At 30.6% G+C, this 14,683-nt stretch carries 7 protein-coding genes (1 of these 7 cut by a window edge); 3 read left to right on the top strand and 4 right to left on the bottom strand.

All coding sequences use genetic code 11. The annotated features are described in order from the left end of the window. Positions 1 to 2,074, bottom strand: the 5' portion of a protein-coding gene (locus tag EI427_RS18905) for a M14 family zinc carboxypeptidase (protein ID WP_126617693.1). 392 nt of this gene lie to the left of the window's left edge; only the first 2,074 of its 2,466 coding nucleotides appear in the window; it begins with the start codon at positions 2,072 to 2,074; its stop codon lies off the left edge, out of view. A gap of 240 nt (positions 2,075 to 2,314) precedes the next feature. Here EI427_RS18905 and EI427_RS18900 point away from each other — a divergent pair, with 240 nt between their 5' ends. After that, complete coding sequence (locus EI427_RS18900) at positions 2,315 to 2,716, top strand: hypothetical protein (protein ID WP_126617691.1); 402 nt, start codon at positions 2,315 to 2,317, stop codon at positions 2,714 to 2,716. Positions 2,717 to 2,767: 51 nt separating this feature from the next. Here EI427_RS18900 and clpB read toward each other — a convergent pair whose 3' ends face one another. Continuing rightward, a complete protein-coding gene (clpB, locus tag EI427_RS18895) occupies positions 2,768 to 5,377 on the bottom strand; it encodes an ATP-dependent chaperone ClpB (RefSeq protein WP_126617689.1) in 2,610 nt (869 codons plus the stop codon). 459 nt (positions 5,378 to 5,836) lie between these two features. Then, positions 5,837 to 7,627 carry a glycoside hydrolase family 15 protein gene (locus EI427_RS18890; RefSeq protein WP_126617687.1) on the bottom strand — a complete coding sequence of 597 codons (1,791 nt, stop codon included), beginning with the start codon at positions 7,625 to 7,627 and terminating at the stop codon, positions 5,837 to 5,839. 259 nt (positions 7,628 to 7,886) lie between these two features. Here EI427_RS18890 and EI427_RS18885 point away from each other — a divergent pair, with 259 nt between their 5' ends. Next, positions 7,887 to 8,276: a DUF1573 domain-containing protein gene (locus tag EI427_RS18885; RefSeq protein ID WP_126617685.1), complete on the top strand. Its 390-nt coding sequence runs from the start codon at positions 7,887 to 7,889 to the stop codon at positions 8,274 to 8,276. A 157-nt stretch (positions 8,277 to 8,433) separates the two neighbouring features. Then, positions 8,434 to 9,720: a hypothetical protein gene (locus tag EI427_RS18880; RefSeq protein ID WP_126617683.1), complete on the top strand. Its 1,287-nt coding sequence runs from the start codon at positions 8,434 to 8,436 to the stop codon at positions 9,718 to 9,720. 72 nt (positions 9,721 to 9,792) lie between these two features. Here the strand turns inward: EI427_RS18880 and EI427_RS18875 are convergent, their stop codons facing one another. Beyond that, positions 9,793 to 14,661, bottom strand: a complete 4,869-nt coding sequence (locus EI427_RS18875; protein ID WP_126617681.1) for a DNA repair ATPase — start codon at positions 14,659 to 14,661, stop codon at positions 9,793 to 9,795. Positions 14,662 to 14,683: the final 22 nt, after the last annotated feature.

Genomic DNA, 14,683 nt, shown 5'->3' with positions numbered 1-14,683 from the left:
CTTTTAATGCATATAATTCTGATACTTTATTGTCAGCAAAAATGTTGATTGCATTTTCAAACAAAATAGCCTTACCTCCACCCTTAACATAGTTGTAAATGATATTCTTAGTAGAACTACTATAATTACCATCGCCTACAATCACAATATCTGCTTTCTCTAATTTAGACACTGATAATCTATTTGATTGTATAATATTGATAGGGTAACCTATTATTTGATCAAAATAAAACCAGATCCCTCCAAAATCAGTAGCATTGGTCTCTTCTCCTGATACTACCGTAATTTTTAAAGGTGATATAAATTCAGAACATTCTAGTAGTTGCATACTATTCTGTATTTTAACTTCAGCTTGGTACTTATCTTTCAATAAAGAAAATAAAGATGCTTTTCCACTTGAAAGTAAAGAGACTTCACTTATAATGATACTTCCTTTATCAAAATACTCTCCATTCAATGTTGTATCATTTTTAAGGTAACCGAGGTTTATATTTTCATTCATTAATGTAGATACGAACCTAACTTGGTTAAGTGATGACCATGGAATAACATAGACAGATGTGTCTGTGATGGCATTATTACTACTTTGAATGTTTAAGTTATACTTTGATGTAGGTATGGATATTTTTTTTTCAGTCTTTATTACATCTAAATTATAAGCATAAGGTAAAGCCCATGATGTTAAATCATATGTTAAGGAGTCGTTATATATTACCTTAGGTGAAAAAAGAACATCTAATGCTCTACCCATGGTTTGATTATTAGTTAATACTATATCTCCTTTTTTAATGAATTGCGTTTCTACATTTTTAGTAGAATATCTATATCCTTCAATCTCAAATGAATTCATTGATTGACTAAATTCAATTTGATGTTTCTGTAATAAGTGTAATAATGTATTTACTCTAGACCTATCTTTATCTACTTTTATGATATACGTAACATCATTTTTATTCTTTTTATAATCAAAATAGTTTTTATACTCCTTTAATAATTGATTTTTGTATTTGCTTGCTGTAATTAATGTCATCAGAGTTGTTTCAAAATGCTTTTCAATTCTATCATTTAATGTCAACTCTTGAGATCTTTTTGTTCTTTTTAAAGATAATCCTGCAACACCATGACCTCCTTGTTCAAATGTAAATCCTACTGCTCCATTTAAACATGTCCAACTATCACCATAACTTGGATAAAGTAGATCAAACACCTCTTCTGTAAAGTAACTCCAGTCTCGTTCTTTAAATACTTTGATGTATTCTTTTGATGCTATTTTTTGATATTCTCTTTGCCAATCTGTAATTGCTGTATTAATAGGTTCTGCTGGTGGCCCAAAGAAATATGAATATTGAGGCATCATTTCATGAAAATCTACGTAAACCTCAGGCATCCAAGTTCTATAAAATTTAGTTCTTTCTTGTGTTTCTTTTTGAGTAAGCCAAGCCCAATCTCTATTTAAATCAAAAATATAATGATTATACCTTCCAGAAGGCCAGCTTTCTATATGAGTCCAATCATTTGGATCAGAATTAATAAAAACGCCTTGTTTTTGATTGTATGATGTTACATAACGATCTCTTCCATCTGGGTTCATACATGGATCAATTATTACAACTATGTTATCAAAAATTTGAGAGAACTCTGTTGAATCTTCTACAGAAGAAACTAACTCATATAAAACTTTTAAAGCTACCTCAGAACCTGAAGCTTCATTACCATGAACATTATAACCTAACCAAACAATTGGAATATCTACTTTAGGCTCCCCTGCCAAAAAACCTGCTCTTTGTAAATTTGATATTCTTATTTCTTCTAACCTTTCAATATTTTTAGGAGAAGAAAAAGCAAGTGCTATTAATTCCCTCCCTTCTGATGATTCTCCATAGTTAAATAATTTTATACTTTGAGATTTCAAAGAGACTTCTTTACAGTAATCAATGATTTTATGATGATAAGTAAATTTAGTTCCTAAAGAATAGCCTAAATATTCAGAAGGTGATTTAATTTCTTGACTGAAAATTGGGCTTGCTAAAATTGAACAACAGATCAACTGAATTAAAAACAGTAGTCTTGGCATATTGATAAGGATGAAAGTCTATTTTTTGATTTAAAAATTAAACTACAAAGAATTCTTTTAATCAGCTATCTTATTTAAATAGTTATATTAATAATTATCAGATTATGAGATAATTATATTTTTTATAAAAATAAGTAACTTTTATACGCTTATATTTTATTAACAACTAATAATTGTTATATTTGAAATACAATAATCCCCTATTGTACAATTAACTAAATAACATTAACTGTATTTTTAATGCGACTATTATCCTTTTTTGCAATCCTCTACATAACTAGTTTATGTAATGTGTTTGCTAATGTCGACAGTAACGAACCTACTTCAAAGTCTAAAACAGAAGAAGTAAGTAATTCGAACGTCAGGTATATCTTTCTACAAGCAGTAAAAAAAGACTGTTTAGAAGGAGATACTGAAATCCTTTCTTCAATTATCAGAGTTGATATTTCTAACTTTTCTGAGCAAAAGTTTTCTTTATTGACAAAATTTCAAGAAATGGTACAAAGTAAATATCCTAAGAACGTTATTCATGTTAATTTGAATAGTATTCATGGAATTTATACTGATTTGAGGGCAGCATCAACTGCAAAAAAAGCAGTAATTGACAATGTCAGTCAATCTAGTTCGATCGTAATAAAATAACAAAAAAGGCGAAATCAATATTGATTTCGCCTTTTTTAATTACATCTATTTCTATTTATTCTTAAATACTAATTGATCATTTTCAATATCAATTAACACTATAGAATCTTTTTCAACTTTACCACTTAAAATAGACTTTGATAGATCATTCAAAATATATCTTTGAATTACTCTTTTTAAAGGTCTAGCTCCAAATTCTGGTTCATAGCCTAAATCAGCAACTTTTTTAAGTGCTTCTGGAGTAATCTCAATCTCGATACCATTTGCACGAATACGTTTCTGAATATCTTTAAACTGAATTGAAGCAATTTTACCCATGTTCTCTCTAGTTAAAGGTTGGAACATACATATTTCGTCTATTCTATTTAAAAACTCTGGGCGAACTGTATTTTTCAATAAATCAAGAGCTTGAACTTTACAGCCTTCTAAAATTTCGTCTTTTTCTAAAACAGTTTCTGCTTTTTCTAAATCTCCTATTTTATCCATCATAAAGTGAGCACCCATATTTGATGTCATGATCACGATAGTATTTTTGAAGTCTGCAACTCTACCTTTGTTATCAGTAAGGCGTCCATCATCTAATACTTGAAGTAAAATATTAAAAACATCAGGGTGAGCTTTTTCTATTTCATCCAATAAAATAACCGAATAAGGTCTTCTTCTTACCTCTTCTGTAAGTTGTCCACCTTCATCATAACCAACGTAGCCCGGAGGCGCTCCAATCAAACGGCTTACAGCATGTTTTTCTTGGTACTCTGACATGTCAATACGAACCATCGCTTTTTCATCATCAAAAAGATAGTCTGCTAAAGCTTTAGCTAACTCTGTTTTACCAACACCTGTAGTTCCTAAGAATAAGAATGAGCCAATTGGTCTTCTTGGATCTTGTAAACCAGCTCTACTTCGTCTAACAGCATCAGAAATTGCAACGATAGCTTCATCTTGTCCTGCAACACGGTTTCCTAATTCAGTTTCAAGGTGAAGTAATTTTTCTCTTTCTCCTTGAACCATTTTAGCAACAGGAATTCCTGTCCAACGTGCTACTACTTCTGCAATATCATCTGAAGTAACCTCTTGACGAAGCATTACATTCCCTGACTCAGATTCTATTTCTGATTCTTTTTGTAGATCTTCTAATTGCTTTTCTGCTTCTACAATTTTACCATAACGAATCTCAGCAACTCTTCCGTAATTCCCAGATCTTTCTGCTTGATCAGCTTCTATTTTATATTTATCAATATCACGTTTTAACTGCTTAATACCGTCTAGAGTTTGTTTTTCACGTTTCCACTCATCTTCTAGCTCATTAAGTTTTCCTGTTAAAATTCGAATCTGATCTGTTAAGATATTTTCTTTCTCAACATCTTCTTCTCTTCTTATTGCTTCTCTCTCTATTTCTAGCTGCATTACTTTTCTCTTGATCTCATCTACCTCTTCTGGCATTGAGTTCATTTGAATACGCATTCTAGCTGCAGCTTCATCCATTAAATCAATTGCTTTGTCTGGAAGAAAACGATCTGAAATATATCTATTTGATAATTCTACAGAAGATATGATTGCATCATCTTTGATTCTTACACCATGATGAACTTCATATTTTTCTTTTATACCTCTTAGAATTGAAATAGCATCATCAACAGATGGTTCTCCTACTTTTACAGGTTGGAACCTTCTTTCTAATGCTTTATCCTTTTCAATATATTTTTGATACTCTTTTAATGTTGTAGCACCAATAGATCTTAATTCACCTCTTGCTAAAGCAGGCTTTAATAAGTTTGCTGCATCCATTGCACTATCTCCACCAGCACCTGCACCAATCAGCGTATGAATTTCATCTATGAATAAGATTATTTTTCCTTCAGCACTTTGTACTTCTTTGATTACTGCTTTTAATCTTTCTTCAAACTCACCTTTAAATTTAGCTCCAGCAACTAAAGCTCCCATATCTAAAGATGCAATACTTATATCTTCTAAATTCTCTGGTATATCCCCAGATACAATTCTTTGTGCTAAACCTTCTGCTATTGCAGTCTTACCAACACCTGGCTCACCAATAAGCATTGGATTGTTTTTAGTTCTTCTTGAAAGAATCTGAAGAACTCTACGGATTTCCTCATCTCTCCCAATTACAGGATCAAGTTTACCGTCTCGTGCCATTTGAGTTAAATCAACAGCATATCTTTCTAAAGATTGGTATTGACCTTCTGCATTTTGATCCGTCACTTTATTTCCTTTACGTAATTCTACTATCGCTTTTTTAAGGTAATCATTTGTAAAACCAGCTTGCTTAAGCAAAGAAGCTATTTTATCATTACCATCTAAAAGTCCTAGTAATATATGTTCAACAGCAACAAACTCATCACCCATATCGGCCATGAATTGCTCTGCTTTTTGTAATGTATTTGCAGAATCATTTGATAAATACGGATTCTCTCCTGAAGATTTAGAATATGTATTTACAATTGTATCTACTTGAGTATCTAATGTCGCTTTATCAGCTTTTATTTTATTGGTCAAAAAAGTAATCATATTATCCTCTTGTTGGATAATTGCTTTTAATATATGACCTGTTTCTATTATTTGTTGTTGTAATCCTTTCGCTATATTCTGTGCCTTTTGAAGCACCTCCTGTGACCGGATTGTATATTTTTCAAAATTCATGTTTTAATTATTTAATTGAAGTTATCGAGACCAAATTAAACGTCTTATAACTAGTTAAAAACTATATTATTTAACTGTTTAATATCAATAATTGATCAAAAACTACTTTTCAGACATTTTTTCATATTACTATCAAAATAATAAGAGCCAAGACGACAAAAAGTCATTAACTAATTGAAAAACAATACTTTAAAATGACTTAATGTCATATTTATGAAAATAACAACTTTGTATATCATTTTACTATGAATTTTAAATACACTATTGTCTATTCCTTTAATTTACTTGTCTTTGATTTATAATCAATTAAAAGCTACGCATTATGATGACCTTTTTAAAATATTTTGGTTTAGCAGTAATTACATTTTTCATCTTGGTTAAATATATTTTCATCGGAAAATAAAAAAGGGAAACAATTCTCTACAAATTGCTCCCCTTCAAATTAATATCTATCCGTTTCTATAAGAAATTAGGTAAATCTAGTTTCTTAGAAATTCTATATGCTGCATTCATTAAACCAACATGACTGTATGTTTGTGGGAAATTACCCCACTGGCTACCATCTTTAGAATCTACATCTTCAGAAAGAAGTCCAACATGATTGGCATAGCTACTTACTTTTTCAAAATAGTCAATAGCTTCTTTTATCCTACCTACACAAGCCAATGCTTCTATATACCAGTATGCACAAATTAAGAATGTTGTTTCTGGAGCACCAAAGTCATCTACATGTTTATATCTATAGAATAAACCATCTGTAGCCATCAACTCTTTTTCCATACCTAATAAATGTCTCCTTGCTCTTTCTGAGTTTGGGTCTAGATAATTCATGGTGATTAATTGCAAACATGAAGCATCCATATCTTTTGCTCCTGCTGCTTGCATATATACACCTGTTTCCTCATCATAGCATTTTTCGATCATCTCGGCAGCTCTTTCTTTTATCTTAAGTGCTTTGTCTGCCATCTTAACATCTTCAAAATATTGAGCCATTTTATAAGCTGCTGAAGCTCCTGCCCAATGGAATAAAAATGTATAACAGTAATGCCCTGGACGATCTCTAAATTCCCATAACCCAGCATCTTTTTCTTCCATAGTATCAGCAATCTTCTGAAGCGTATGTTCTACTAACTTCTTGGTATGCATTCTATACTTATTGGTAAAACGCTTATCGGCATAGAGTGGTAAAAGTGATGTTAATACCTGTCCATATACATCATTTTGTATATGAGTATATGCATCGTTACCAATTCTAACTGGCTTATTCTCTAAATACCCTTTTAAAGGCATCTCAATTTCTGTAATTTCTTTTTGTGCAGTAATTGTATAGAGAGGTTGATATCTATCTTCTTCTTGCTTAGTAACATTCTCAATATATTTAAAATATGCTTCTACCTCTTCGAAGTGACCAATATTATTAAATGCATTTAATGTATAATAAGTATCTCTCATCCAACAATACCTATAGTCCCAATTTCTTGTACTCTTATGATATTCTGGTAATGAAGTTGTACCCGATGCAATGATAGCACCTGTATCTTCGTATTGATGTATTTTTAATATTAATGAAGATCTAATTAATTTCTCTTGGTGGAAGAAACTAATACTTGTTGATTTTACCCAATTTCTCCAGTATCTTTTTGTTCTAGTATAAAACTGTTCTGCTGTATTTTCTATTGCTGCTTCTAATGGAGCTCCATAAGTAAGTACCATATAAACTGCCCCTCCAAGAACAAAAGAATTTTCTTCCATTACATAAGAAAGAGGAATATTTGTGGTTAATCTCATTTGCTGATCAAAGCCTTCATAGCGAATATGATTACTCCCTTGAGATTTTTGAGGGATCATTTCACCATAGTTGCCAACTGGGTTACAAACAACTTTAATTGATGGAGTACCTTGTAAAGGTTCTATTTTTCTAACCATCATCAGGGGCTTATAATAACGATCATCTTGCTCAAATCTAGGAGCAAAATCAGTTACTTTAAAATCTCCATCTTCTGTATATATTTCTGTAACAAGAATATTTGTATTCTCTACATAATATTGATTTGTATCCTTAATTTTTGCCGTTGGCTTTACAGAAAACTCACCTCCTTTTTCATCATCTAGTAAGTCACCAAAAATAAAACTACTATCAAATCTAGGCCAACACAACCACCTAATGCTTGCTTTAGTATCAACATATGCCATAAATGCGCAATTACCAATTACGCCCATATCATACTTATTATGAGTCTTTTTTTTCATGTTTGATTTTTTAGTTAATTATTGTTTTATGGATGTGAGTTTAAACAATTTACTATAAAAATAAGCAAATAAGTACAGATTAATAATTTTTAATTGAGTTTATAATTAATCAACTTTTATTTTTTTTCATATCTCACAAAAGATAAATCTATATAGTCTTATCTTTTTTGAATGAAATTTGCTTAATTAAACTTATACAATAGTGAAGTAATACAAAATGTACTGCTAAACCCTATTTTAATTAATAATCAAAGAAGAAATGAAAAATCTATTTTTTACATTATTACTTAGTTTAATTGCCTTTACTGTCTCTGCTCAAGATTCAGTTGGTCCTGTAGTTACCTTCCAAGAAAGTACTTACGAGTTTGGAGATATTCATCAAGGAGATGTAGTTGAACATATATTTAAATTCACAAATACAGGTGATACTCCTCTAGTTATTACTAATGTAACTACAACATGTGGTTGTACTGCTCCAAAATGGCCTAAAGAACCTATTGCAGCTGGAGATGAAGGCGAAATTATTGTTCGTTTTAATAGCCGAGGTAAAAGAGGTGTTCAAAATAAGCCAATCACAGTTTATTCAAACGCAAAAAATACTACTCGTATTTCTATTACAACCAATGTTTTAGTAGAGGAGAAAAACTAAGTTTTTATACCTTATATACACTTCATTTTTTTACGCATTATTGACTCTTTCTTTTGAAAATATTTATCTTAAATATTCTTAAAAAGACATCTAAAAGAGTTGATAATGCGTTTTTATTTACATATGTTTTTTAATCAATCTATAAACTAAGACTATTATGGCTATTCTATTTTACGTTATTGTATTTCTATCATTAGTATATAGTATACTATCGATCTTCCCTAAGTTGCAAGAGAGTTATTCATTTTTAAAACCAAAAGTTGGTGCTGTTACTTTCTTATCAGCGGTTGCTATTATTATTATTTCAAATGCAATAATGTGGGCTGAACCAGGGTACCAATATTTTATTACTTACCCTAATGGACAAAAATCTGCTATTATGAGTGAAGGTTATCATTTTACTTGGTTTGGTAAAGTGCAACCTTGGAGTAAATACATTGACATTACTACTGAAGATGTAGATGATGATGACAACTCTTCAATGAAAGCTGTACCAATTCGTTTTATTGATCAAGTTACAGCATTAGGTTATCCTTCAGTTAGAGTACAAATGCCAAAAACTGAAAAAGCATTTATTGATGTTGCCATTAAATTTAGATCTCAAGAAAATTTAGTCTCAATGACTTTAATTCCTACAATAAGAGAACAACTTGTTAATACTGGATATATGTATGCTGCTCAAGATTATATTTCTGGAGATGCTCAATCTTTTAGACAAACATTTGAAGAACAGTTAAAAGATGGTTCTTATGAAGTAAGAAAAATTGAAACTGCGGATACGTTATTTGATCAAGCAATTCAGCAAGATGTAAGAGGAATTAAAGAAATTAGAAAAAAGTATCTTGTTGAAAAAGTAGCAGATAAAAATGGGCATTTCAAGCGTATTCCTAATGAAATATCAGAAAACCATATTTTAATTTCTCAAGTGGTTTTACCATCTATTGATATGGAATCATCTTTTAAGAAACGACTTGAATCACAAAGAGATGAATCTGCCAATAGACAATTGGAAATTCAGCGAATTGAAACGGCTAAAGCAGCTCAATCTAGAATTTTAGCAGAAGGTGAAAGAGATAAAGCAGAAGAAAGAGTTAAAAGAGAAAAAGAACAAGTTTCTAGTTTAATTGCCATTGAAACACAGCTTAAACAAGAAGAAACTAATAAGAAATTAGCAAAAATTAAATTTGAGACTGCTCAATTAGAAGCAAAAAGAGATAAGGTAATTGCTGAGACAAAAGCTTATGCCAATAAAAAATTAGTCGCTTCTGGATTAACTCCAGAACAAAAATCTCTTTGGGAATACAGAAGAGATTCTGTTAAGTGGGCAAATATTAGTAAGATTAAATTACCGGAGCAGTATTTTTCTGGTCAAGGTGGTAGTAAAGGAGGGGACTTACTTTCTACTATTATTGCTGGTCAGATTGCCTCTTCTAAATTAAAATAACCTTTTAGTATCTACTAATAAAAAAAGCTCTAAAACTTCTATAGTTTTAGAGCTTTTTTTGACATTTAATTATTATTTCACTACGTAAATCATTTCTTTTTTAAGTGATTTAATAGCTCCCGAAATATCAGATAAATGAGTCAACATTTTTTCACCTTTCTGATCTCCTAGAACTTTTAAATTGTTTTTCTTCCTAAAAGTCTGTTTGATTTCTTCCCATCGATTAAACTCATCTTCAGTTAAAATCTCTAACGATTCTTTAAACTTTAAGAGGTTTTCTTCAGCAGCACTAGTCAATGTTTGTGATTCATTTTCGTAATGAGAAATGACAAGATCTTTTAATTCAGTATCATTCATTATTGGAGAAACCTTCTCTGCCAATTTGTTCATATTACGGTAAGAACCTTGTAATTTAAATGGAGGTTCAATTCTATAATCATCATCCTGAGCAGCAGAAGAAACATAATTCTGATTTACCTTTAGAATTACATCTTGAACATAAAGTAATTGCTTAAATACTTTTATACTCTCCTCTTTTTCATCTGTAGATAAATTTACTTCTAACTCTAATGTTGAAAGACTATCATTTTTAATAGATGAAATAAGTTGATACAAATCTTTTTTAGGGTAGTTAGTCCATTGAGATATAAATTGATTAGAGGTAAGACAATTCTCTATGTAACTTAATTCAAAAGCTGTTTGTGTGCTTCCAATTACTTCTCCTAAATTATAAGTATCAGCTCTGTTAGCTAACATATCAGGAATCTGAAACTTATCACCTGATTCTGTATATGGATTCCCTGCCATAATTACACAGAACCTTTTACCTCTTAAATCATATGTTTTGGTGTTTCCATTATAAACACCCTCTATTTTACGTTGACCATCACATAAAGAGATAAATTTCTGTAAAAACTCCGGATTACAATGTTGAATATCATCAAGGTATAACATTACATTATTACCCATTTCTAATGCCAATCCTAGTTTTTCTAATTCTTCTCTTGCTGTTGCGTTTGGAGCTTCTTCTGGGTCTAAAGACAATACCTGATGCCCAATTGATGGACCGTTTATTTTCATGAAAATAAGTCCTAACCTATTGGCTACATACTCCATTAATGTAGTTTTACCGTAACCAGGAGGAGATATTAATAGCAATAAACCCATTAAATCTGTTCTCTTTTTCTTTCCTGATGCTCCAATTTGTTTAGAAAGGTTTTCTCCTATTAATGGTAGATATACATCATTTATTAATCTATTCCTCACAAAAGAGGACAATACTTTGGGCTCAAAAGAAGATAATTTTATTTCTTTTTTAAATTGAGTTAATACTTTTCCTCTTTGCTCTATATATGTATTAAACATAGGAAGATCTTTTCTGAGGTGCTTCTTTATACGATTTGAAAAATCATGATAATTTAAAACATACTCTCCTTTATCTATTAATTTATGATCTCCTAATAAGCCTTTTATAACTTGTTTATGCTCTATTTTTACAACTTGTCTTTCTGCATTAAAAGCATCTGCTAATAATAAACTTGCTTCTAAAGTATACTGAGTATAATCAGATGCTTCGCCTTTAAAAGCTGTTGATTTAAATAATGTATCCCAACCAATATCTAAAAATGTAATTAGTTGATCCCAATCTTTAGATAATCTTTGCATGTTATCTTTAAATGGCTCTACTAAATTTTTAGAAATCAATAACCTATTAAATTCCTCTTTTAAATAATCTGCTTCAGCACTTACTATAAAATTAGATTCAGAAAGTAAATCAATTAAGCAAAGTGCTATATCTGTTGCGTTGATATCATCTTGAATATTTAATTTTTCAAGAACAATATCACTATATGGAATAATGTATTTTAGTATTGAGGAAGGGTCAACCTTTTCTAAAAAAGCTTGCTTAAATAATGAAAAGCCAGTTGACCACTGATTTATTCTTTCTTTCTCTTCTTTAGGTAATTCTTTTAACCAAACCAATTGAGCTAAAGCTCTTGTTTTAGTATCGTAACATAAAGTCTTTAAAGATAAATTTAATGCAGAATATGTTTGAATAATTTTTACAGCATCAACGTTATGTACTCCTTTTAAATACCCTTCATTCAATGCTTTACTCATATATTCTAATACCTCTTTATCTAACTGCTCTTTTGATAAAGATTGAATAACGGATGTATTACCTCCATATTTTTGATTTATAAATACGTAAGCCAAATACTCTGATCTATAAATTGAAGAAGATTCTGAAGGAATAGACATTGTCCAAACATCTTGTGTATTTTCTAAAGCTTTGTTTTGAACCTCTGTAAAAAAGTCTGTTCCTGTTAAATGGTAAAACAAATTACCTTTCCTTTCTACAATTGTTGCATTTAATTCTTGCTGACTTACAGCAAAAGAGTGTTTACCAAACCTTATAAATCCAGGACCATCAACATTTAACTCCGATCTATCTCGAAGTTGTCTTATAGCTTCTTTTTGAGCATTTTTTAATGCTCCTAAAACCTCTTCTGCTTTAGAAGTATCTCCTATTTCTGAAAGTTTAGTTGACGTATCTCTTAATTTCTCAATTAATAAATCTGTTGAGAAATAAGCTGTCAATTGATCTTCTTTTTCTATCTTTTTTGCCTTTGATAAGATTGATTGAATCATTCTATCAGCAGAATTTCGTAAACGCATAGATTTACGGTTACGAATTTCCTCTAATTGAATCTTCTTATTTTCAAAAGCACTTGCTACTTCTTCTCTTTTTATTTCTAATTGCTCAGAAAATGTATCATGCTCAGAAAACTTTCCTTCTAACTCTTCTATTTGAGCAGAAAGTTTACTCAAGTATTCTTCACATTCCTCTGGGCTATTTGCTATATCTAAAAAACTAGATACTGATTGCTCCAATAACCTAAATTGAGCTGTAAATTCTGCACTTGCTTCAGCTTTAGATAATTGTGTCTTTTTTTCTTTTGATTGTGCTTTTACACTATTTAATGATGAAAATAGATTAGAAATACGGTTTATTATTTCTGCAGTTTGTGTCGGATCCTTTATATTTAAATTAGATACTGTTTCAATAAGTAATTCTAACTCCTTACCTATTGTAGCTAATTCTTCTATTGCTTCATCAATATCTACAGTTTTTTCTATAGTTTCTAAAGCTTTTCTTATTTCATCAATTTTAGAAATAAATGCATTTAAAGCATCTTCTCCTAAAAGAAAGCGTGTACAACGTTCTCCTATTTTTTGTGTCTGCTCTTTTAATTTAACTTCCCACTCTTCTAGTGGCTCAATAGAGATATACCTTACTTCTTTTAAGCTTACAGCTTTCCCTCTTAAAGCTCTTAAAGTTGCAAGCGCTTTCACAAAGCCTGTTATATCCTTATATGTCTCTCTATCTGTTTCTCTAGTTATCTTTACACACTCTGTATTAAATGCAGTTTCTTCTTCGTCTGCGTTTTTACGTTGCCTGTTTACTTTTTCATACTCTTCTATTGCAGCTCCAGCAGTATTCTGAATTGCTAATAATGATGTAGACAATTTACCTACATCTTCTCGCTCTAGCCACGTATAGATATCTAAAGTACTTGTCGTCTCTTGAAGAATATCGGAATATAAACCTAAATAGCTATCCGGCTTATTACAAAGAACATGTATGCTCTTCATCTGAGCCATTGCCTTTACAACTTCTTTATTCCCAACATTTATCAAAAAATGTTCTTTATTACTTTGTATTTGAACAGCATCTGGATCTACAAATGGAGATTGAAGAATTTGTAATGTATGTGTTTTTCTTGGTTCATTATCAGATTTAAAATAAACCAATTCTCCATTCTTAAATAATGAATACCCATTACATTTTAGAGGAGGCTGAACTGTTTGTTCAATTACGTTATATGATAATAATATATATTCTCCGGTATCTCTTTGATAAAAAATAAAAAGGTAATCTTCTCCGTTTGGAGCTACTATCTTTTTCTTAAATATCCAATCATGTTCAATTTTTTCAAAAATCTTATACTCACCATTTTGCAAGTAATAGCCATTTGAGAAAATTACTCCTTGCTCTTCTGGTAAAAGAATACAAGCATTTGAAAGAGCATTAACTCGTATTGCCGTTTTAAGTTTATCATTGTAAATAAAGTAACGCCATACTTTTTCTCTATATGGAAGTACTTTCAGTAAAATTAAATTTCCTAAATCAGCAAAATGAATATCTCCATCTTCTAATCTTTGATCTTTCTCTTCTACCTCTTCTGCTAAAATCCCTTCACCTTCAGAAGTATTATCCTCAATTTTTATGGTTAGGTCTCCTCCAACAGTTTCTACAAATACCTTATCATTTATAGAAACATGAGGGTGTAACCCTTCTCTAAAATCTTCTCTTTTTGTTTTAACCCATTCAAATTCATGTTGAGAAGGAAACTTAATTTCATGTTCACTTCTAGCATCTACATATTTAAGAGTTTCATTCTCTACGCTCCATTTAAACGCCTTGATATCTCCAACACGATCACTAATTTGAAAAAGCATAAACAGGCTATTCCCAATTTTAAAAAATTGAGTAAACTTAGTGCCTTTATTATATTGGTATAGCTCTCTAAAATCCTTTATAAATTGTTTATCATTTATAAGGATTAATGGTTCTGCATGGAAAGAATGAGATTCATCTTTATAAGAATAAATACTAAAAACATCCGTTAAAGTCATCTCAGTTCTTAAACCAAGTTGAACGTTGTAACCAAAAATAAATGTATTACCAATAGGAATCATATCCCTTGCTGTACAGTTATTTTCAGTCATCAATCTATCTGATGCTATTAACCCAATCTCAATTGAACCAAATAAATCTTTCCTTAGCGTATTTAAATTATCTAAAGAGTTTTGAAGTTCACTGCTGCTTTCTTGTAGTCTTTTTTGGAGAAGTTCGTATGTTCCGTTTTCAAGCATGAGGGTTGGAATTTTAAGAGAA

Source organism: Flammeovirga pectinis (assembly GCF_003970675.1).
Taxonomy (GTDB): Bacteria; Bacteroidota; Bacteroidia; order Cytophagales; family Flammeovirgaceae; genus Flammeovirga; species Flammeovirga pectinis.
This window is presented reverse-complemented; position numbering and strand designations above follow the sequence as displayed.

What these genes read in the sequence shown, in the direction of transcription:
- EI427_RS18900 (WP_126617691.1), top strand. Translation starts at nt 2,315, where the DNA reads ATGCGACTATTATCCTTTTTTGCAATCCTCTACATAACTAGTTTATGT.
- clpB (WP_126617689.1), bottom strand. Translation starts at nt 5,377, where the DNA reads ATGAATTTTGAAAAATATACAATCCGGTCACAGGAGGTGCTTCAAAAG.
- EI427_RS18890 (WP_126617687.1), bottom strand. Translation starts at nt 7,627, where the DNA reads ATGAAAAAAAAGACTCATAATAAGTATGATATGGGCGTAATTGGTAAT.
- EI427_RS18885 (WP_126617685.1), top strand. Translation starts at nt 7,887, where the DNA reads ATGAAAAATCTATTTTTTACATTATTACTTAGTTTAATTGCCTTTACT.
- EI427_RS18880 (WP_126617683.1), top strand. Translation starts at nt 8,434, where the DNA reads ATGGCTATTCTATTTTACGTTATTGTATTTCTATCATTAGTATATAGT.
- EI427_RS18875 (WP_126617681.1), bottom strand. Translation starts at nt 14,661, where the DNA reads ATGCTTGAAAACGGAACATACGAACTTCTCCAAAAAAGACTACAAGAA.